Raw genomic sequence first — 21,427 nt, forward strand, 5'->3', positions numbered from 1 at the left:
GCTACGCCCGGGCCTGGAAGCGGTACCGCAGCTCCACGATGCCCCGGCCCAAGGTGCGGGAAGATGTCAACTCCAGCGGCGGCGTCGGACCTGCCATGGGCAGCAACGGCTTGCCGCTGCCCAGAACCACGGGAATGACCGAGAGAATCAGTTCGTCCAGCAGCCCGGCGTCCGCGAACTGCGCTGCCAGGACGCCTCCGCCCACAACCCAGATGTTCCGGCCGCCGGCCTCGTCCTTCAGGTCGTCCACGAACTCGCCAACGGCCCCGCGCACGAACGTCACATTGGCGCCCTTCGGGGCGGTGTGTTCGTGGTGGGTGAAGACCCAGCAGGGCGTGCCCGGATAGGGCCAGGTGTCCGGTTCGTGTTCCCGAAGCCAGGCGTAGGTCTCGCCGCCCATGACGATGCAGCCGACGTCGGCCATGAACGCGTCATAGCTGTCCTGTCCGCCTTCAAATCCGTCGAACTGAAGCAGCCAGGCCAGATTGTCCTTGTCAGTGGCGATATACCCGTCGAGTGAGGAGGCCACGAAGTACTGGAAGCTCACCATGGCCCCAGCCTAGCCAATGCGGTGCCCGGTTCCCATCCCCTGACGCACGTCCAACCGAACTGCACGCGGCAGCCGTACCGAGTGCGGCGGCGGCTTACTTGTGGAAGTAAGGGACGATCAGGTAGAGCCCGAAGAGGACGGCAGCGCCGCACACGGCGAAGCAGGCGTACGCGAGCGGTCGGGTCCACGACGCCGGCGAGTTCCGGATGTCGCCCGCGATGGCCGTGAGCCGGACACCCAGGGCGTAGAGGACGACGACTGTCATGGCAGCTATAAGTGTGGCACCGGCCACGCTGAGCAGTTCCAACCATTTCATCGCTTGGCGCCCCCGTTCTTGATCGCGGCGGCGGAGTCCTTGATCGCCCTGGCGGCGGACTTCTTCTTACGGAATTGCACGGCCTGGCCGACTTCCTCGATCTGGACTGCATTGTGGTGCCCAACATGGGATTTCCGCGAATGCACGAACATATAAGCCACGGCGGCGGTGCCGGCGACTGCCGCCATGATCACTCCAATGACCCCGGTCTGCACCAGCATGGCAGTCAGTGCGCCCACGATTCCGGCTGCGGGGAGCGTAAATAGCCAGCCGATCGCAATCCGGCCTGCAGTTCCCCACCGCACGGTGGTGCCACGGCGTCCCATCCCGGAGCCGATGACTGAGCCGGAGGCCACCTGCGTGGTGGACAGGGCGAAGCCCAAGTGCGACGAGGCCAGGATGGCACTGGCCGTGCTGGACTCCGCGGCGAAGCCCTGGGCAGGCTTCACCTCGGTGAGGCCGGAACCCATGGTGCGGATGATCCGCCAGCCGCCGGAGTAGGTGCCGATCGCGATGGCGAAGGCACAGCAGGCGATGACCCAGAGCTGTGGCCCGGAGCCGGCGGGCTGGGTCCCGGCCGAGATCAGGACCAGCGTGATGATGCCCATCGTCTTCTGGGCATCGTTGGTACCGTGGGCCAGCGCCACGAGGCTGGACGTGAAGATTTGACCGGTCCGGAATCCGCCGCGCTTCTGCGTCAGTTTGTCCCCGGTTTCCGGGTCATGCCGGGAGGTGAGCGCGTAGGCCAGCCTCGTGCACAGGTACGCCACAGCGCCTGCGATGATAGGCGCAAAAATCGCGGGAAGAATGACCTTCTGCAGGAGCGACTCGAAGTTGATCGAATGGATGCCGATGCCCGCGATCGCAGCCCCGATCAGGCCACCGAAGAGCGCGTGCGAGGAACTGGACGGCAGGCCTTTGAGCCAGGTGATCATGTTCCAGAGGATGGCGCCCATCAGCCCGGCGAAGATAATGTCCGGGGTGATCTGGACACCGTCCGCGCCTTCCTTGATGATGCCGCCCGAGACTGTCTTGGCGACTTCCGTGGAGAGGAACGCTCCCACAAGGTTCAGCACCGCCGCGAGGGCGACTGCTGTTTTCGGTTTGATGGCACCGGTCGCGATGGGGGTAGCCATGGCGTTTGCGGTGTCATGAAATCCGTTGGTGAAGTCGAAGAACAGCGCCAGCGATATCACTAGCGCCACCATTACGGTGATTTCCACCTGTTGCCCAATCTGCAGTGTCCATGGTCAGCAGTTCCACATCCCCGGTGCCGCGTGCCCACCACTCACATACGGTGTCTATCCCGATGGACTCGCAGTGGTCACTTAAGCAGCTTGAAACCTTATCGATGGTACGTGGGAAATACGGCCGGGCAAAACGTGCCAGAAGACCCTAAATTCCGGCCGCCGGTCCGATAGGCGGCATTCATGGTGGCGGTGCGATGCGCCTCACAGCGGGCTTGGCGGAATACGCCCGGCCCGCGGCGGCCCGCTAGACGGTCCGGCGGACGTCCGGCGCCGGGCCGGCGTCGAGCATCGAAGCTATCCTGTCCTCAAGCGCGGCGAGCGTGGCCTCCGGCAGCACGATGAGCCCGTCGAGTTCGTGGCGGGCGCGCCTGTACGCCGTCTGGCGCTCGGCGGGAGTCGCGGCCGCGTCTGAGGCGATCCGCAGGAGCTTCCGGGCAGTCTCCAGCCGCTGGCGTTCCGGCCCGGTGAACTTGCTGTCCCTGATCCGCTTGGCTTCCCGTTCGGCCACGTCGAATGCGAGCTCAAAACTGGTCACGGCCGCCCGGTACTCCGAAAGCCGTGCGGCGGTTCTGACGTCGCCGGGGGCGGCGGGCCGCAGCCCGTCGGCCTCACGCTTGGCCCGCAGGAACGCCACGGTGAGGGGCTCGCGGACATCCGTCATGACCGGAAAATCGATCAGCTTCCCCACGTCGAGTTCGTAGTCCAGCCAGCGCCTGTTGACGGCGTCGTGCGCCTTCATGAGGCCCAGCACATCGGCCTGGCTGGCCTGCTCTGCCTGCGCCGCCTGGTTCTTGAGCGTGTAGAGCTCCACCCGGCGGCGGTGCCGGCGTTCAGCGGCTTTAGACCAGGACCGCGCCCACCCGCCGGCCAGCCCGCTCAGGGGAAAGACGAGCCACCAAAAGTGGGTGACAAAATTGAAGAAGGGGTCCACTGGATCATCCTCCCATCCGTTGGCGGCGGCGAAAAGCCCCCTCCTCGGACCCGGGCTTCCTGCCAGTCCCGGGCCGGTCCTGAACAGCGGATGCCCTGCGGGGCGTCACTCCCCGTGCTTGACCCGGTGCACCCGCGTGACGATGGTGGGGCACGGCAACTGCAGCAGGACGGCATGCGCCGTGGAGCCGAGCACCGTCCGGGAGAACCCGCCGCGTCCGCGGCTCCCGATCACCAGCAGCCTGGCTGCGGCGGCGATATCCACAAGGGCCTTTGCCGGTTCGGTGTTCGTTTCCAGGCGCTGCCGAACCGTCATGTCCGGATACTTGTCGCCGAGGCCCGCGACCGATTCGGCGAGCACTATCCGGTCCTCTTCGACCATGCTCTCGGCGAGGCCGCTGGAGGGTAGCTGTTTCTCGACCCACCGGGCCGGCTTCTTGAAGGCGAGGACCACGGTGAGCTCGTCTCCGCCCAGGTCCGCTTCCTTGGCCGCGAAGGCGACGGCCTGCAGCGACTCCTCCGAACCGTCCACACCGACCACCACGCCCTTGGCCCCGGCTGCCGGCTTGGCGGGTATGACCGCTACCGGGCATTCCGAGGCGGAGACAACCTGCAGGGCACGGTCAGTTATGGGACCGCCGTCCAGCCAACGCTTGTCGTGTCCTCCGACCACCACGATGGCTGCCTCCTTGGACACCTCCCGCAGCACCGAGCCTCCGCTGCCATGACGAAGCTGGATGTCCACCTCGACGTCCGGGGCCTGCACGCTGGCGCTTGCCCGGGCTTGTTGAAGCAGGTCCATCCCCGCATCCCGGATGATCTCGTGGTATTGGAAATCCGGCGACATCCAGCGGTCGTCCACCGCGTGGACGACGATGACGGGCAGCTTGTTCCGGGCGGCCCGTTCAAGAGCCCAGGTCAGTGCGGCTTCGCTGCCCGCAGAGCCGTTGAAGCCGACGACGATTGCATTGCTCATCCTGAATCCTGCTCTTCTGAAGTGAAGTGATGGTTAGGCACCGCATAAGCCGACAAGTCCCCTGACACTTCAGTGTGCTCCGCCTGCCAAAAGCCGACTTAGGGCCTTAAGCCCCTCACTTGCCATCCTTGGGCGCGCGTAGCGTCGCACCGGAGCCCCGAACATCCTGAGGAACCGCCATGGACAGCCCGTCACAGCCCGGGAATACGGCCGCCGACGCCGGAGGGCTCCGGCTGGCAGGGGCTCTCAGCGGCCTTCTGTCCGCCGCCCTGGGCGTGGCCGGAGGTTTGCTCGAAGGCGCGCTTTCGGGCCCATGGCCGGATGCCGCGGACCCGGGCTACCCTGATTTCCTCCTTGAGAACCGGACCCTGATCCTCGCGCAAAGCATGCTTTTCGTCTTCAGTTCAGCCGTGCTGCTCTGGTTTCTGGCGTATGTCCGGGCGCATCTGTTGCGCACCGAGAAGGCGCCGGGCACGCTGTCCGGGCTCGCCTTCGCCGCCGGAGTCCTGGCCGCGGGAATGAACATCCTCGGACAGGCCGCCCAGCTGACTCTGACGCTGCCCTCGCAGTCCCGGATTCCTCCCGAAGTGGCCTCGGCGGTGGCCGACCTCTGCCTCGTCACCCTGAACCTCGCTAACCTGCCGGCGGGTGTCATGTTCCTGGCGATCGCAGTGTTGTCCCTGCGGCTGCAGGCCTTCCCGCGCTGGCTTGGCTGGATAGCGGCCGTGGCGGGCCTGTCATCGTTCGTCTCGACGCTGTCCCTGATCCCGGTGGAGGGGCCGTTGTCCCCGCTGGGGCCCGCGACGACGGCGCTGCGTCTCGTGCCGCTGCTCTGGTACATCCCCGCCGCCGTCGTGATGATCCGGTACGAGACGGGCCGGCGCCGTCACCGCATGCCTCCTGAAAGGGACAGCCTGGGCAGCGTCCGTCCAGACGCTATTGGGCCCGACGGACTGCCGCCGGAATCCACACCTGCCTAGAATCCGGTGGGCTCGGTCTCGAACTCCGGTTCCCGGGGCGGTCCCTCATGGTGCACCGGACGCAGTGCGGCGGTGTGTTCAAGCCAGATGAGGGCATCGTAGCGCTCCCCCATCCTGGTCGGGACATAGTTTCCGGCTTCCCTTTCCGGGTGGTAGACGACGCCGATAGCCCGGTGCCCGAGCCGTGTCGAAAGCCACGGCCCGCTCCGGTCGTCGCCGAACTCCAGCACTGACGGCACCCCGAGGGCCTGATGCAGGAAGTCTTCGTGGCTGCCCGGACGGGCTTCCGGCACTGTAAGGATGCGCTCGGGGCGGCCCCACCCGTCGGAGGCGATCACGGAGCCGCGGTGGGCTGCGAAGCCGACCAGCAGCACCCCTTCGCCCGCGTGGCGTTCGCGCAGCAGCTGCCCGACGTTGACCAGGCCGTCCTGCGCCATGTCGGTGGCGCGGGCATCCCCGATGTGTGTGTTGTGTTCCCAGATCAGGCCCTTCGACGCCGGCCCGAGGTGCCTGCTGACCCGGTCGATGGTGTCCGCCATGTGGTGGTCGCGGACGTTCCAGGACTGCCGGTCGCCGCGGACCATGATGCGGTAGTAGTGCTCCGCGTTTGCCGCGACTTCGGCGTTCTGGACGGCGTCGAAGGCGTCCTCCTCATGGGGGCCAGGGCTGAAGACCCGGTTCCTGACCTCGGTCAGGAGGGCCACGACGTCGGGCTCGCAGGACTGCGGCACCAGCCGCGTGCTCCAGGCGTACTGGTGCGGGTCCTCGTGGTGGGGCAGGAAGCACTGCCAGGCGCGCTCGGCCGCGGGCACGGCGTCGGGAACGTTCTCCTGCAGCCAGCCGATGATTTCGCGCAGCGAATCCCAGAGCGAGTAGACATCCAGGCCGTAGAAGCCGACCCGCTTATCCAGGGGCCGGCCTGCGTTCCAGCCGCGCAGCCAGTCCAGGAACGCCGCGACTTCCTCGTTGGCCCACATCCAGGTCGGCCAGCGTTCGAAGCCGGCCAGCAGTGCGTGGACGCCCTGGTCCTTCCCCTCCTGGCCGCGGACCCAGCGGTTGATGCGCCAGCAGTCGGGCCAGTCTCCTTCCACCCCTATCCAGTTGTAGCCTTCCTCCGTGATGAGCCGCCTGCTGAGGGTGTCGCGCCAGGTATAGAACTCGTGCGTGCCGTGCGACGCTTCGCCGATGGCCACGAAGCGGCAGCCGGCTGCGCGCCGTACGAGGCCGTTGAGATCGCGATCGGTTTTCAGCGGCCGGGCGAGATCGTGGATCTCCTTCAGCACGGTGGTCCGGGTGACACCGTTGGAGTTCATCGCGGTTCCTCGATGTCGATCGTCTCCAAGTGCTCGGGCACCCGGGCCCGCCAGCCGAGTTCGCGTTTGATCCGGCTGCGCAGGGCATCGGACGCGTCAGGGTCACCGTGCGTGATGTAGGTCATGCGGGGCTCCTTTGCTGCCGCTTTCATCCACGCGATGATGCCGTCGGCGTCGGCATGCGCGGACAGGCTTTCCATCTGGATGACTTCCGCCCGCACCTTGATGTCTTCCCCGTAGATGCGCAGCTCGCGTTCGCCGGCGGACAAGGTGGCCCCCCGGGTCCCGCCGGCCTGGTAGCCGCTGAGGATGATGGCGTTTTTCGGATCGGGGCCGTAGGCCGCGACGTGGTGCAGGATCCGTCCGCCGGTCAGCATGCCGCTGGCCGAAATGATGATCATGGGTCCCCCGCGCAGGTTCAGCAGCTTGGACTCGTCCACCGTGCGGGTGAGCTTGGCCAGCTTGTACATTTGCCTGTATTCCTCCGGCTTGAGCCGGTGTTCTTCGGGATGACGCTGGTACATTTCCGAGGCATCGATCGCCATGGGGCTGTTCAGGTATACCGGGATGGGCGGAATCGCGTCATTTCGGAGGAGCCGGGACAGGTACAGCATGAGCGTTTCCGCCCGGCCGACGGCGAACGCGGCGAACATGATGACCCCGCCGCGTTTCGCGACACGGTTGATGATCTCCCCCAGTTGCTTCTCCGGATCCTCGGTGGAGTGTTTCCGGTTGCCGTACGTGGACTCGGTCACCAGGACGCCCGTTTCGCCGAGCGGCCGGGGCGGGTACATGAACGGGTCATCGGCGCGGCCCAGGTCCCCGGTGAAGTGCGCGGAATGCGAGCCGAGCCGGACGTGGACCTGGGCCGCCCCGAGGATATGCCCGGCAGGTACGAGCGTCACTTCCACGCCCCCGCCGAGGTCAAGGGGATCGTCAAACCCGCACACCTTGAAACTGTTGAGGGACCTGACGGCGTCGGCGGCCGTGTAGAGCGGCAGCGCAGGTTCATGCGCGGACGATCCCCGCTGTGAGGCATAGCGGGCTTCCTCCTCCTGCAGGTGGCCGCTGTCGGGCAGGAGGAGTTTGCAGAGATCTGTGGTGCCGTCGGTGGCGTAGACGGGGCCGCCGAACCCGTCCCTGACCAGGGCCGGGACGTAGCCCGTGTGGTCCAGGTGCGCATGTGTCAGCACCACTGCATCAATGGACCGGGGCGGCACCGGGAACGGCGCCCGGTTGCGCTCGCGGCTGCGCTTGTAGCCCTGGAAGAGCCCGCAGTCCACCAGCACGCGCCTGCCGCCGGCGTCGATCAGGTAGCGGGAACCGGTGACTGTGTCGGTGGCACCCAGGAACTTCAGGCTCGGCTGCTGGTGTTTCATGGCGCTCCCGTGGACCTCTACCCCGTAGATCTTTGCATTGCCCGGCCCAGTGAAATGCGCGGACCTGCGGCTCGCGGTGTACGCCCCAGCCTCCGCCCGGGCCTGCCGGGTGCCAAGGGCCAAAAGTCACCTCCGGGCACGCACCGCCTACCGCCACTGCGGTGCTCCCGTGAGGCGGATCCGTGCGGGCCGCCCCGGTAGGATTTCTTGACGGGCCCTGCCGGGCCTGGAGCCGGCAACCCGGCGCAGCCCAGTGGCAAGGACAAACCATGAGCACCAGATCCGCGGGGCCCCTGCGTCCCGAACGCCCGTGGACCCGCCACTACAGCCCCGGAGTTCCCGCCGATCTCAAGCTCCCCGAAGGGTCCCTTGTCGACCTCATGGACTCGTCCGTCCGGCGCTACGGCAACAAGACCGCGCTGGAATTCTTCGGCGCGCGCACCAGTTACCGCGAACTTGGCGCTTCCATCAGCAGGGCGGCCTCGGGCCTGAAGGCGCTAGGCGTCCGGGCCGGTGACCGGGTGGCGCTCGTCCTGCCGAACTGCCCGCAGCACATCATCGCGTTCCACGCGGCGCTGCGCCTGGGCGCCGTCGTCGTCGAACACAATCCCTTATATACAGACCGCGAGCTTCGCCATCAGTTCGAGGACCACGGCGCCACCGTCGCCATCGTCTGGGACAAGGCCGTTGACAAGGTCCGTCAGCTGCCGGCCGACGTCGGGCTGCAAAGCATCGTCTCCGTTGAACTGATTCCGGCGATGCCGTTGCTGCAGCGGATGGCGCTGCGGCTCCCCGTGCCGGCAGCCCGCGCTGCCCGGGCCGCCTTGGCAGCCGGCAAGCACCCGCCCCGGCCAAAGGCGCAGCCGGCACCGCGGACCGTGCTGGCGTGGAAAGAGCTCCTTGCCGCCGGCGGGCTGAAGAAGAGGTATCCGCGCCCGGCCGCCGGTGACCTGGCTGTCATCCAATACACCAGCGGCACTACGGGCCGGCCCAAAGGCGCCATGCTGACCCATGCCAATCTGCAGGCCAATGCCGCGCAGGGCCGCGCCTGGGTGCCCGGGCTCAAGGACGGCCGGGAAACCGTGTACGCGGTGCTGCCCATGTTCCACGCCTACGGGCTGACGCTGTGCATGACGTTTGCCCTGAGCATCGGTGCGAGGCTGGTGCTGTTCCCCAAGTTCGACGTCGACCTTGTGCTGAAGGCGCACAAGAAATCGCCCGCCACGTTCCTGCCCGCGGTGCCGCCGATCTACGACCGGATCGCCGCAGCAGCCGCCGAGCGCGGTATCGCGCTGGACAGCATCCGGTTTTCAATCTCGGGGGCGATGAACCTGCCGACGGCGACCGTGGAGACGTGGGAAAAGGCGACCGGGGGCTACCTGATCGAGGGCTACGGGCTGACGGAAACCTCGCCAATCGCCCTGGGCAACCCGTTCGGGCCCAGCCGGAAACCGGGAACTGTGGGGGTACCGTTTCCGCTGACCGACATTCGCGTAGTGGACCCGCGGAACGTTCTCCTGGACCGTCCCCCAGGCGCGGAGGGCGAGCTCCTGATCCGGGGTCCGCAGGTTTTTGCCGGCTACTGGAACCGGCCAAAGGAGACAGAGGAAGCACTGCTGGAAGGCGGCTGGTTCCGCACGGGTGACATTGTCTCGGTGGACAAGGATGATTTCGTGACCGTTCGGGACCGGATCAAGGAACTCATCATCACGGGCGGCTTCAACGTCTCCCCCACGGAGGTCGAAGACGTCCTGTCCGAATACCCTGGTGTCAGGGACGTGTGCGTGGTGGGACTTCCCCGCCCGGGCGGCGGCGAAGACGTGGTGGCCGCCGTCGTGGCATCCGCGGGGGCCGGCATCGACCCGGAGGCGCTGCTGGCGTTCGCGCGGGAGACCCTTGCCGCGTACAAGGTCCCGCGCCGCGTTGCAGTGGTGGACGAGTTGCCGCGTTCGCTGATCGGTAAGGTCCTGCGCCGCGAGATCCGGGACACACTTGTGGCCGGCCGGTAGCGTTCCCCTTGCTCCGGCCGGCCACTGGTGCGGTCAGTGCCCGGTCTCCTCAGTGCCCGGCGTCGTTGTTGTTGTGTCGTGGCTGCCGGCGTCCTCGTGGGCGGCGTCGTGCGAGTGCGTCCCCGGAGACGGCTCAGGCTCGGGTGCCGGTTCCGGCTCGAGGGACATGTCCACTCCCTCGCCCGTGGCCGAACGGGGAGCCAGCGCCACGTCCGCGGGCTCGACGCCGGCGCCGCGGGCCATGCCGATCCGCACGGATTCCACCAGCAAGTCGCTGAGCAGAGGTCCCGTATAGGTGACCTTCAGGGCTCCGCTGTCCAAGGTGGTGCCGTAGTTCCCGAGCGCGTCCGTGAGAATGCCTTCCTCGGCGATGGAAGCCGCCAGGGCTGCCGGATCGGTGGCAGCGACGCTGAACTGGAGGTCGTGGACCAGGACTGAGGTGACGTGGACATGCTCCACTCCCGGGTAAGTGCCCTCCGGGCCGAAGGCGAGTTCGGCCAGCTTCTCCGCGTCCTCGCCCGTGCTTCCGGCCGGAAGCACCAGGATCAGTTCCGGCGCGAGGTGCTCCAGGATCGCTGGTTCGAGCACGTTCGGGGGGATGTCGGATAGGACGATGCCGCTCGCAGCCGCTGTCTGCTCGAGCCGTACGCGTGGCGGGCCCGGCTCGGCGCCTGCGGCGGGGTGGACGGCAATGACGGCGCGCCGCCGCACCATCAGCCCGTCGTGGCTCACGGCCGGGCGGCCGTTGCCTACGTCTGTCCCGGTCTCCAGCGAGACAGGCGCGGCGCTCTGCACGGCCAAGGCGGTCGGAGAGGAAGGTGCCGGTGACGGCGTTCCGCCGGTACAGGCGCTCAGCGCCAGCACGAGCAGGGTCGCGGCCCCCAGTTGGCCCAGGCGCCGCACGTCAGGTCCCCGCCGGGAATCCGGGCCGGTACACCGGCTGGAACGCGTCCAGAGGAGTAGTGTCCAGGACTGGCGGATCCGTGGTGACGGGGTCGTTGGTCCTCAGATCGCCCACGGAGAACTGCACCATCATGTCGTGGTCCTCGTGGACCAGGTTGTGGCAGTGGATCATGTAACGGCCACCTCCGTTCGCGCCTGGGTCGAATTGCATGAGCGCTGTGATGGACTCGTTCTCGCCGGCGTAGAAGACGTCCTTGGGGCCCTTTTCCCAGGCGAACGGCTGGCCGCCGTTGGTGTTCCTCCCGATGATTTTGGCGTCAATGAGGTGGATGTGCACCGGATGGAACCAGCCGCCGGACGCATTGATGATGGTCCATTGCTCGACGTCGAACGGCTGGGGATTGCCGAACAGCTTGGTGAACCCGGACTTCTCCACGTCGGCCCAGGTGACGCCGTTGACGGTCCATTGTCCGTGATCCCGGAAAAATTTCAGCTCGCGTTTGGCTTTGACCATCGCCGGCGTCAGGCTCATGGTGGGAATGGCGCCCAGAGACGCGTTGACGGCCCCGCCGTCGTCCAGGGTGGCCGGGATGCTGGAAATGGAGCCGGCCCCCGACCCGGAGTCCGCCACCACCTGGAATCGCATGATTTTGTTCGTGTTGGCGAAGTCGATGTTGTTTTTGTTGCTGAGGTTGCGCAGTTCGATCAGCTGCCCGGTCCGGTATTTACGGAAGTCGATCAGCACCCGTAGCGTTCCGCCGTGCCCTGCCGCCAGGATTTGACGGCCTGCACTTTCGGCGTCATGCCGCCGTCGGTGCCAACCACGTAGACGGGGTCACCGGTGGAGAGCGTGGGCCGGTAGGAGCGCGAGATGGACGCATCGAGCACCCGGAAGCGGTAGATCCGCGGCTTGACCTTCATGGTGGGCCAGGGCACGCCGTTGACCAGGATGATGTCCCCCCACAGGCCCTTCTGGTCGTTGTCGTTGTAGGCGAGGGAACCGTCGGCATTGAACATGGCGTCCGAGATCATCAGGGGCACGTCGAACTCGCCCTGCGGCAGCTGGGCACGCTCGAACTTGTCAGAGAGCGGATAGAAGCCGGCGAGTCCTGAGTACACGTTCTGGGCCGTGATGTGGTGCTTGTGGTCGTGGTACCAGAGCGTCCGGGCCGGCTGAAAGTTGGGGTAACGGTAGTTCTTCACGTTCCCGGGGATGGTGATGTCGTTGGCGTACCCGTCATATTGGGGCAGCGACGCCGAGCCGTGCAGGTGGGTGACTGTATCAAAGCGGGCGGGCTGCACGAGCCCGGCGGCCGGCAGGGCGTTGCGGATCCGCACCTCGATCCGGGTGCCCTGGATGGCCCGGATGGTGGGGCCTGGAAAGATGCCGTTGTAGCCGGCCACGGTGGTGTTCAGCCCGGGCACGAGCTGGGCCTGGCCGAGCTTCTGGGTGAGGGCGTACCGGGCGAACGGCCGGGCCGGGTCGCCGCCGTCGAAGCCCGTCGCGAAGGGGACGAGCTCGGGCGGGCGGCGAAAGACGCCCGCGTAGGGAACAGGCTTGTTCTGAGGCGCAAGTTGGCTGGCGGTGAGGAGCGGTGTGCTCGGACCAGTAGTGGGAATGTCGTCGTCGCCGCCTTTGAACCCGGCAAGGCCGAGGGCGCCGACAGCGCCCAGTTTGAAGATCTCTCGTCGTGTAGTCATGGCCCCTCCAAGTGGGCAATAGAGCTGAATACAGTGTCGAAAAGTGAATTTCGAAGAATTGAGGAAGCCGGCTGGCGGGCCGCTGTGGGTCCGCCAGCCGGCGATCTCGTCGTGCTGTTGCAGTGCTGCTTGCTGTTACAGCCCTGCGCCCGTGGTGAACGTCCAGATACGGGTTGTCATCGGGTTACCGGCCAGGTCGCGGACGCCAGTGGTGCCACCGGTGACGGTGACCCGGTACTGGGTGTTCGCGAGGAGGCTGGTTCCGGGGTTGATCGTCAGCACCCTGGTGGTGCTGTTGAACGTGATCGCCGAAGCGACCGCCGCCCCGGTGGAGACCCGTTCAATCCGGACCTTGCCGGCAACTGCGAAGCCGGTAATGACCTCACTGAACGTGGCGGTCACGTTGCTGTTGCGCAGCACCCCTGTGGCTCCCGCGACGGGAGTCGTGGCGGTGATGGTCGGGTTGGGGCCCGTGGTGAACGACCACGTGCTGGTCGCCATCGTGTTGCCCGCGAGGTCACGGATCCCCACGAGGTTCACCGTGTACACGCGGTCCGCCAACAGCGTGCCGACCGGGTTCAGAGTCGCAACCCGGGTGAGCGTGTTGTAAGACACGACGGTGGGGATCACCGTGGTGCCGAGCCGCAGCTGGAACGTGGTTCCGCTGACTCCCGTCACCGCCTCGCTGAACGTTGCCGTCAGGTTCGCCGTCTGGCTGACGGAGAGGGCACCGGATGCCGGTGTCCGCGCTGTCACGGTGGGAGCCACGAATTCCGTCCGTGGTGTCACCGCTGCCGTGCGGGCCGAGAATCCGCCCGTACCGGCCACGTTGACGGCGGCGACGTCGAACGTGTACGCCGTCCCATTGGTGAGGCCGGTGACGACGACGTTTCCGACGTTTCCGGTGACCGTCGTACTTATCAAGGCAGTTCCGGCGAAGGCCCTCACTCTGTAACCCGTGATGGGGGATCCGCCGGTGGACCCCGGGGTCCAGGTCACGGACGCCGAAGCGTTCCCGGCCGTGGCCGTCCCGATGGTCGGCGCTCCCGGTGCGGTGGTAGCCGTCGGGCTCACCGTGTTGGACAGCGCCGAGAACGGGCTGTCACCGAGGGCGCTGTTGGCCAGAACCTGGAACCTGTACTGCGATCCGTTGGTCAGGCCGGTCACCACCAGGCTGGTGGCGCCTGCCGGGGCGGTGCGCAGGGCACCGACCTGGACGCCGGCCGGATTCGTCGTCACGTCGAGCACCTTCACGGAGAAGGCGCTGGCCGTGCCGACGGTCGGTGCCGTCCAGTTGACCGTGGCCTGGCCGGCGGCGGCGGTTGCCGTGCCGATGACCGGAGCGTTGGGCGCAACGGTGTCGGAGAACTGCAGGAGTTCGATGTTGCGGACAGTGTCCGTGCCATCGGCGCCGACGTTGTCCACCACCGTCGTGGTCGAGCCTGCCGAGCCCAGGGTGGCGCCGGCAGGGGTGGTCGTGACGGTGTAGTCGGCCTGCGGGCCGGTGAAGACGGCCCTGTCGGATCCGCCGGAGCCGGTCAGGATCTCACGGACGGCCACGATGTTTCCGGGGTCGACGGTGCCGGCAAAGACGGCTTCCTGAAGTGTCGGTCCGGTAAGCGCACCGGCGCCGTCACGAAGATACCGGCTGGCCATGGCGCTTTGGCCGGATCCGGTCACCGCTGCACTGCCGATTTCCGTCGACGGGTCAGCTGCGTTCGTCCTGACGCTCAGGCGGACGTTGAAGTAGGCGTCACCGTCGATGATGTCGTCTCCGCCACGTCCCTCGATCAGGTCGCTGCCGCCGCCGCCAAGGAGGATGTTGCCATCGCCCCAGACGTTCGCGCCGCTCAGAAGCGGGCAGTCGCCCGATGCCGACTGGGCCACGACGGTAGCCAACGGGGTGTTCAACGCCGGTACCAGCGCGTCAAGACCGGCAATACGGTCAAGGCCCGCCTGGTCCAGCACGTCGCACCCGATGAACCCGGCGCCACCCACGGCACTGGGAACCACGCTGTCACCACGGATGGTGTCGTTGAGTTCCGCGCCGGACAACGCCTCGACCTCGTTGAACTTGTCCCTGACGCCGACCTGGAGGATATCCAGCGGCGGGATCGGGAGAGCCAAGTCAAGGTCCTGCGGCTGTGGATCACCGACGCCGATTTCCCAGTCATAACCTGAAGCGCCAGCGACCTTCTCGATGCCCGGACCTGCGACACCGACGTCATCGCCGCCTTCCATGTCGTAGTCGTCGTCACCGCCCTGTCCGATCAGGATGTCGTGTCCGGGCTTTTGGGAGTCGTCCAGGAAGAACAGGTTGCCGCTGTCCCCTTGCATGAGGTCCGGCTGATCACCACCCTCTTCCCAGTCATTGCCGCTGTCGCCGAAGGCGGCGTCAAGGCTTTGACCGAGCATGATGAAGTCGTCACCCTCACCACCGAAGGTCTCGTTGGCGTTGGCACCACCGTTCGTGAAGTCCTTGCCATCACCGCCCATGATGATGTCCAGGCCCGGTCCGGTGTCGATTGCGTCGTTACCGGGACCGCCCTTCAAGACATCGTCGCCGGCAAGGTCGGTGATGATGTCGTTGCCTTCACCACCGAGCGCGACGTCGGCTCCGTCACCACCTTCGATGATGTCGTTGCCGAGTCCACCCCAGAAGGTGTCGCTGTCGTTACCACCGAAGATGCGGTCCACGCCGGCAGTGCCGTTGTAGACGCTCTGGCCGTTGATCCCGGAGGGATCGACGGTGTTCCGCGCACGGTACTTGATGGTGCCGTCGGACATGCGGATCAGCAAAGCCGGCTCGCTGCACTCCGACTGCAGGTCGTCCGCTACGGTGTTTCCGAAGGACGCAAAGCCGGCAGCGGTGCCGGCAAGGTTCTTCAGCTCGAACTTGCAGTCCGCCGTGGCGAATGCATCGGCCTTCAAACTGCGAACGTTCGTGTTGCGCATCATCAGTTCGGAGAACGAGTTGCCTTCGAGCTGCGTCCTCAGGTTCATGCCCGGGGTGCGGGCCAGGTAGTAGAGGCGGTCGCCGTTCTGCAGCTCGGTCAGCTGGTTCTCGAACACGTAGTTGAAGGTGCTGCCCAGCAGGCCACCGAACACAACCGTTTGCTCCGCGAGTCCGCCGACCCAGAGGTCGACGTTGTCGAGGCCGGTGATCGACTGGGTGCCGTTGTTGGCCCAGGCGTCCGTGCTGTTCATGAACGCCGCGGCGTCAGCAGGGGCGACATCGCCAGCAATGGGGTTGGGGTTGACGATCAACCGTGCAGCCTCGCGCTTGCCCGCCAGCGTCGTTGCGCCGGTGATGGACGGGTGCTGACCGTAGGCAGCCACGAAGTTGGTCAGCGACTCAGGGTGCTTGAGGCCCTCCCCGAAGTCGATCCAGTTGGTGTAGGGCTTCAACTGGGCGTCGTTCGTCGAGTTGAAGATCTCCCGGCGAAGCTGGTTCAGCCGCGGGATACCCTCGGACCGGGCCCGCGTCATGTTGATCGTCGGCAGGTCCAGTGGCAGGCCCAGCAGGTTGTTGCGAAGCGTGTCGGTCACGAACTCATCGAGCTCGTTGCCGACCTGATCCGACATACCCATGATGACGCTGCCCGCAGCCTCCTCGGAGGTGAGCGAACCGGCAGGGCCGCCATTGGTGTACTCCGGAGGGTTGAGGAACCCGTTGAGCAAGGAGATGTCGTTCTGACTCCCCAAGATGTCATCGGAGGTGCCGAACTGGTTGTCCGGACCGGGGCGGTCCTCGTTCCTGCGCGAGATCGTCTCGGTGAGCATGGAGTGACCGAAGCGGTACACGGCGTGGGCAAACTCGGCCTTGATGGCCGGGTTGAGCTCCGTCTGAGTGAACGCAAACGGCTCGAAGGGGTTGATCGCAGGCTGGATCTTGCGGGCGAATTCCTCGAAGACCAGGTGCTGGTATTCCATTTCGGTGATGAACCGTGCCGCCTGGAAGAGGCGCTCACCGTTCCAGCCGTCTGCACCGGCCGCCAACTGCCATTGGGCCAGAGCCGCCGTGCCGCTGGCGGAAGTATCGTTCGTCAGCACGGTCTTGATATTGCCGACGAGACGGTCGTGCTCAGAGTGGAAGATCTGGTGGATGGTGGTGAGACCGATGTTCTCGTTGACCCGCCCGTCACCGGCGATGAAGTGCGCATTGAGCATCTCGTCGTCGTAGGTCCCGGCCGGCTGGTTGGCAAAATCTGCCGAGGCCGTGTTGTCAGCGTCCGGGGTGGGCGCTACGGGAGGCGTGGCCGGGTTGTTGTCAGCGTCCCGCGGTGACGGGTCGGCGTTGTGCGCGATGTCCGTCAGGAACGGCGTGTCGAAGTACCGCACGTTTGCCGGCACCGGCACGGGCGTGACCGTGTTTCCCTCTACGAGGCCGGTCTGGGTGACGTACTGCGGCAGCCCGCGCAGGGGTCCGGGGATGAACTTGCCATACGCGTCCGCTGCGATCATCGGGATGTTGGTGACGTCCTTGTCCTCGAGCTTGAGACCGAGGAAGATCGCCGCCTGGGACTTGGTCGTGGCCCACGTGGCCATGCCGTTCGCCGTCGGGCCGGCTGCGCCACCGAGCAGCTTGCCAGTGGAGACCGGCCTGCCGGCGGCGTTGTTGATGTACTCCCGCAGGAACACTTGGTGGGATGAGTGGGACGTGTAGGTCTGGGACTGGTCAACCCAGGGCGAGTCCGTGTTGGTCGCATTCTGGATATCGTCAGCACTCTCGTCGGCAGCGGTGGCGGGGTTGTCGCCTGTGACACCGTCCGGACCGGGCTGGTTCTGGCCCCGGGTCAGCACCATGAACCGCAGCTGCGGGGCCAGGTCGTCGGCGTTGCCGAGGATGTGGTCCGGGCCGGCGATGAGCGGATCATCGGCCTTCAGCGGAACGAAGACAGTGCCGCCGGACTTGACCGTCTGGTCTACGCCGTGGTCGAAAAACTGCCCGAACAGCGTGAAAAGCGAGTTGTAGGGCGGGGAAAGCCCGACGTCCGTGGTGACGTTCGGGATGAACAGGGTCTGATGCGACGGCACGCAGCCCGCAGGAACTTCAATGACCGGAGGTGTGGCGTTAGGCTGGGGATCCGTCGTGCACGGCACGACGCCCGTATTCCCCTGCGTCCTGACCGGGTTGCCGGCCGCTGCGACGGCGGCGGGGTTGGTGGAGGTCTGGTCCACAATCAGATTGCTGATGGTGCGGGGCTCGGAGTCGAAAACGTTGCCCTTCTTCTGCGCGTAGCTCGTCGAGCCTGCCGGGCCGAAGCCAGGGGGTACAGCCTCGGCGGCCTTGAACACGGGCGTGGCCAGGCGCGGGAACGTCTGGTCAGCAGCGCCGAACGTTTCCTGGCCTGGCTGGAGGTTGTTGCACGAGCCGTCCACTGTCCGCAGGCCCTGGGAGACGAGAGGGCTGGGGATTTGGTTGGGGCCGGTGCCAATCAGGGCACCGCACGGGCCGGTTGCCGACGTCGTGTTGGCGACGTGGGCCTCGGCGATCGTGATTTGCTTGAGAATAAAGGCCAGATCGGACGGGGTGATGGTGAAGCCTGCGCCGACCGGCGCCTGCACGGCGCTGGCGCCAGGCGCCGTTGCGGTGAGTCCGACAAAACTGAGCAGGGTCATCGCTGTCCCTGCCGCTACTGCCCGGGTTGACCGGCTAAAGACACGTCTTTGGCCGCCAACCTTCCTGCATGCGAACAAATTCATTGCACACCTGCCTCTTAGAGTGAGTGATGGTGCAACAGTGCTTGGTGATTCCTTGGGGAAAACTGGGACGGGTGGGTAACTTAGGATCCGGACCACGGTCCGGCGTTTTTCGGGGCCTCCGGCCACCGGGATCGCGGGTTTGAAATACGCGCACCGACGCTTTGGGCTACTCGCCCCGAGGTCGACGGCGGCAACGTAGCCTACGCGGGAACTACTGCGCGGGCGTGCTGTCGGCGAATAACAGCCGGGTAACGGCTACCCCTGCAGGACCCGAATATTTGGCCTCTGCTACCTGAGGCTGGCGCACAGCAGGTCCCCAGCACGCGCCAAGACGGCGGTGGTATAAGGGGTGCGCACGGTGCCGGGCGGCACTCGGGACAGGGCCCCGGCCAATTGCTTGCGGCGCTCCGATCAAGCTGATAGGCCTGAAGGTATGGTGCATAGTGGCAGATCAGCACGCCGCCCCCTCCGGACGGTGGTTGAGGAAGGGAAGTTCACGTGACTCGCAAGACTCCTCACATCGAGGAACCGTCGGAGCAGGATCTCGTAGTCGGGGACGGGCCGAAGAGCTGGGCCGCCGGTGTCCCGGGCGTGTACCACTCCATGAAGCCGGCCATCGAGCAGATGGGGCTGAACCGGACCCGTAAGACCGTCATGGCCATGAACCAGAAGGAAGGCTTCGACTGCCCGAGCTGCGCGTGGCCGGACCCGCACCACCGCAAGGCGTTCGAGTTCTGCGAGAACGGGGCCAAGGCGGTGACTTGGGAGGCGACCCCGGTGGTGGTTCCCGAAACTTTCTGGGCCCAGAATTCCGTCAGCGAACTGCGCGGCCGGTCCGAGTACTGGCTTGGCATGCAGGGCCGGCTCACGGAACCGGTATACAAGCCCGCCGGCGAGGACCACTACAAGGCGGTCAGCTGGGATGAGGCGCTCCGGCTTGTGACCGACAAGCTCAAGGGGCTGGACTCCCCCGACCAGGCGGCGTTCTACACGAGCGGCAGGACGTCCAACGAGGCCGCCTTCCTCTACCAGCTGATGGTCCGCGGCTATGGCACCAACAACCTGCCGGACTGCTCCAATATGTGCCATGAATCTTCGGGCTGGGCAATGGGCCAGACCATCGGGATCGGCAAGGCGACCGTCAGCTTCGACGACTACGCCCAAGCCGACCTGATCATCGTCATGGGCCAGAACCCGGGTACCAACCACCCCCGGATGATGACCGAACTCGAGGCGTGCAAGAACCGCGGCGGTGAGATCGTGGCCGTCAATCCCCTTCCCGAGGCCGGCCTGCGCCGCTATAAGAACCCGCAGGAGGTCAAGGGCGTGATCGGCCACGGCACGCAGATCGCGGACCAGTTCCTTCAGATCCGGATCGGCGGCGACATGGCACTGCTGCAGGCCGTGTCCAAGCGCGTGCTCGAGGCCGAGGCCAAGAACCCCGGCACGGTTCTGGACCACGCCTTCCTGGCCGAACACTGCGAGGGACTCGAGGAGCTTAAGGAGCACTTGGCCCGGCTGGATGAGCGCACGGTGCTCGAAGCCACGGGCCTGCGCAGCGAGGACATCGATGAGCTCGCCGCCCGCTACCTCAAGGCCGAGAAGGTCATCATCACCTGGGCCATGGGCATTACGCAGCAGAAGAAGGCTGTCGCCACCATCAAGGAGATCATCAACCTCCTGCTGCTGCGCGGCAACATCGGCAAGCCGGGCGCCGGCGCCTCCCCCATCCGCGGGCACAGCAATGTGCAGGGCGACCGCACCATGGGCATCTGGGAGCAGATGCCGCAGTCCTTTATGGAAGCCCTCGGCAAGGAGTTCGACTTCGAGCCGCCCCGCGAACACGGCACGGACTCCGTCGAGACCATCAACAAGATGCGCGCGGGCGAGATCAAGGTTTTCGTCGCCCTGGGCGGCAACCTTGTGGGTGCCATCTCGGACACGAATGCCGCCGTGGCTGCCATGGAAAACACGGAGATGACAGTCCAGATCTCGACCAAGCTGAACCGCTCGCACACTGTGACGGGCCGCGAGGCGCTGATCCTCCCCACGATGGGGCGGACCGAGATCGACATCCAGGAATCCGGTCCCCAGTTCGTTTCGGTGGAGGACACTGTCTGCGCGGTGCACCCGTCCTGGGGCAGCGTCGAGCCGGTGTCCCATCATCTGCTCTCGGAGCCGGCCATCGTGAGCCGGCTGGGCAAGCTCCTGGTGGGCGAGAAGATCAAGGCCGACTGGGACGGGTTTGAGAAGAACTACGACCTCATCCGCGATCACATTTCGCGGGTGGTGGGCGGCTGCAAGGACTACAACGAACGGATCCGGCAGGAAGGCGGATTTGTCCTCGCCCACGGTCCCCGTGACTCCCGCACCTTCCCCACGCCCACCGGCAAGGCCGTGCTGACTGCCAATGATCTCGAGCTGGTCCAGCGGCCGGGGGGAACCCTGATCCTGCAGAGTATGCGCTCCCACGACCAGTTCAACACCACCATCTACTCGCACAACGACCGCTACCGGGGTATCAAGAAGGGCCGCCATGTGGTGTTCGTGAACCCTGACGACATCGCCGAACTCGGCCTTGCGGACGGGCAGTACGTGGACATCCGCGGCGTGCACGACGACGGCGAGGAACGCATAGTGCGCAAGTTCCGCGTGGTGTCGTATCCCACGGCACGCGGCTGCGCGGCCGCCTACTACCCCGAGGCCAACGTGCTGGTGCCGCTGAACCACACGGCCGAGGGCAGCAACACGCCGGTCTCGAAGGCGGTCATTATCCGGCTCGAGCCGAGCCTGGACCAGACGCCCGACGGCGCGGCAACAGTCCCTGCCGGGGCGGCCTCACCCTAGGCACACGCCGCAAGGCACCCGCCAGTCGCCGGGGCCGGGGCCGGGGCCACGGGACCTGCCCCACCCCGGCCCCGGCGACTGGACATGACACCAGCATGCCCGTCCCTGAGCCCCACCGTGGAGCATGTCCCGTGCTGCCGGCGCGGGCGCCACTCCGTTTACTCAGTTACTGCGCGACTCAGCTACTGCGCTACTGCGCTACTGCGCTACTGCCTTACTGGGCCCTCTTGGCCCAGCCTTCCTCGTCCGGGCCGCCGGACTCGCCGTGCTCGCAGAGCTCAATGACTTTGTTCGACGCGGCGTGCACGGCCTCCTGCGTGCCCTTGCGGCCGTTGGTGGACGCGGTACCGGCCGCGTAGCCCACAATGAACGCGCTGATGGCGTCCGCATGCGGCCCGACGGCTTTAACGGATTCGTCCGCGACCTGGACGATCTTTTCGTGGTCGACTTCCAGGTCAAGGATCTGCAGCGCCTGAATCAGCCGGCTGCTCCAATGCCGCAGCGAGCTGTCTTCGTCTCGGGACAACGTCATTGCTACTCCTTCTCGCAGGGTGAATGGATCGTCTA

The 21,427-nt window shown here is 66.2% G+C and carries 15 protein-coding genes; 3 read left to right on the forward strand and 12 right to left on the reverse strand.

The window, feature by feature from the left end:
• Position 1: 1 nt before the first annotated feature.
• The 5 genes from MRBLAR12_RS02660 to MRBLAR12_RS02680 form a co-directional block, all read right to left on the reverse strand.
• Positions 2–550 carry a dihydrofolate reductase family protein gene (locus MRBLAR12_RS02660; protein ID WP_229992114.1) on the reverse strand — a complete coding sequence of 183 codons (549 nt, stop codon included), beginning with the start codon at positions 548–550 and terminating at the stop codon, positions 2–4.
• A 94-nt stretch (positions 551–644) separates the two neighbouring features.
• Positions 645–866, reverse strand: a complete 222-nt coding sequence (locus MRBLAR12_RS02665; RefSeq protein WP_229992115.1) for a hypothetical protein — start codon at positions 864–866, stop codon at positions 645–647.
• Positions 863–2,089, reverse strand: coding sequence for an inorganic phosphate transporter (locus MRBLAR12_RS02670; protein ID WP_290369305.1), 1,227 nt, complete (start codon positions 2,087–2,089; stop codon positions 863–865). Before MRBLAR12_RS02670 ends, MRBLAR12_RS02665 begins: the two co-directional genes overlap by 4 nt.
• Before the next feature lie 271 nt (positions 2,090–2,360).
• The gene (locus tag MRBLAR12_RS02675; protein WP_364743334.1) at positions 2,361–3,047 is read right to left on the reverse strand and encodes a hypothetical protein; all 687 of its coding nucleotides are present in this window, start codon (positions 3,045–3,047) and stop codon (positions 2,361–2,363) included.
• 105 nt (positions 3,048–3,152) lie between these two features.
• Entirely contained in the window at positions 3,153–4,022 is an 870-nt protein-coding gene (locus tag MRBLAR12_RS02680; RefSeq protein WP_364743337.1) for a universal stress protein, read from the reverse strand.
• Between the two features lie 179 nt (positions 4,023–4,201).
• Here MRBLAR12_RS02680 and MRBLAR12_RS02685 point away from each other — a divergent pair, with 179 nt between their 5' ends.
• A complete protein-coding gene (locus MRBLAR12_RS02685; RefSeq protein WP_364743340.1) occupies positions 4,202–5,002 on the forward strand; it encodes a hypothetical protein in 801 nt (266 codons plus the stop codon).
• Here the strand turns inward: MRBLAR12_RS02685 and MRBLAR12_RS02690 are convergent.
• Both MRBLAR12_RS02690 and MRBLAR12_RS02695 read right to left on the reverse strand, forming a co-directional pair.
• The gene (locus tag MRBLAR12_RS02690; RefSeq protein ID WP_229992119.1) at positions 4,999–6,315 is read right to left on the reverse strand and encodes an erythromycin esterase family protein; all 1,317 of its coding nucleotides are present in this window, start codon (positions 6,313–6,315) and stop codon (positions 4,999–5,001) included. The genes MRBLAR12_RS02685 and MRBLAR12_RS02690 overlap by 4 nt on opposite strands.
• Positions 6,312–7,694 carry an MBL fold metallo-hydrolase gene (locus MRBLAR12_RS02695; RefSeq protein ID WP_364743343.1) on the reverse strand — a complete coding sequence of 461 codons (1,383 nt, stop codon included), beginning with the start codon at positions 7,692–7,694 and terminating at the stop codon, positions 6,312–6,314. The genes MRBLAR12_RS02690 and MRBLAR12_RS02695 overlap by 4 nt, the downstream gene beginning before the upstream one ends.
• A 269-nt stretch (positions 7,695–7,963) precedes the next feature.
• Between MRBLAR12_RS02695 and MRBLAR12_RS02700 the strand changes: the two genes are divergently transcribed.
• Entirely contained in the window at positions 7,964–9,703 is a 1,740-nt protein-coding gene (locus tag MRBLAR12_RS02700) for a long-chain-fatty-acid--CoA ligase (protein ID WP_364743346.1), read from the forward strand.
• A 33-nt stretch (positions 9,704–9,736) separates the two neighbouring features.
• Here MRBLAR12_RS02700 and MRBLAR12_RS02705 read toward each other — a convergent pair whose 3' ends face one another.
• The 4 genes from MRBLAR12_RS02705 to MRBLAR12_RS02720 form a co-directional block, all read right to left on the reverse strand.
• Positions 9,737–10,606 carry a hypothetical protein gene (locus MRBLAR12_RS02705; protein ID WP_364743349.1) on the reverse strand — a complete coding sequence of 290 codons (870 nt, stop codon included), beginning with the start codon at positions 10,604–10,606 and terminating at the stop codon, positions 9,737–9,739.
• A 1-nt stretch (position 10,607) separates the two neighbouring features.
• Positions 10,608–11,351 (reverse strand): multicopper oxidase domain-containing protein, encoded by a 744-nt coding sequence (locus MRBLAR12_RS02710; protein ID WP_364743352.1) that lies wholly within the window; start codon positions 11,349–11,351, stop codon positions 10,608–10,610.
• On the reverse strand, positions 11,345–12,307 hold the full coding sequence (locus tag MRBLAR12_RS02715; protein ID WP_364743355.1) for a multicopper oxidase family protein: 963 nt from the start codon (positions 12,305–12,307) through the stop codon (positions 11,345–11,347). Before MRBLAR12_RS02715 ends, MRBLAR12_RS02710 begins: the two co-directional genes overlap by 7 nt.
• Before the next feature lie 135 nt (positions 12,308–12,442).
• Complete coding sequence (locus tag MRBLAR12_RS02720; protein WP_364743358.1) at positions 12,443–17,929, reverse strand: peroxidase family protein; 5,487 nt, start codon at positions 17,927–17,929, stop codon at positions 12,443–12,445.
• Positions 17,930–18,511: 582 nt separating this feature from the next.
• Between MRBLAR12_RS02720 and MRBLAR12_RS02725 the strand changes: the two genes are divergently transcribed.
• Positions 18,512–20,860: an FdhF/YdeP family oxidoreductase gene (locus MRBLAR12_RS02725; protein WP_364743360.1), complete on the forward strand. Its 2,349-nt coding sequence runs from the start codon at positions 18,512–18,514 to the stop codon at positions 20,858–20,860.
• Positions 20,861–21,074: 214 nt separating this feature from the next.
• Here MRBLAR12_RS02725 and MRBLAR12_RS02730 read toward each other — a convergent pair whose 3' ends face one another.
• Positions 21,075–21,392 carry a DUF6457 domain-containing protein gene (locus MRBLAR12_RS02730; protein WP_229992126.1) on the reverse strand — a complete coding sequence of 106 codons (318 nt, stop codon included), beginning with the start codon at positions 21,390–21,392 and terminating at the stop codon, positions 21,075–21,077.
• Between the last annotated feature and the right edge of the window lie 35 nt (positions 21,393–21,427).

It is taken from the genome of Arthrobacter sp. LAR12-1-1.1 (genome assembly GCF_040676555.1).
Lineage (GTDB): Bacteria > Actinomycetota > Actinomycetes > Actinomycetales > Micrococcaceae > Arthrobacter.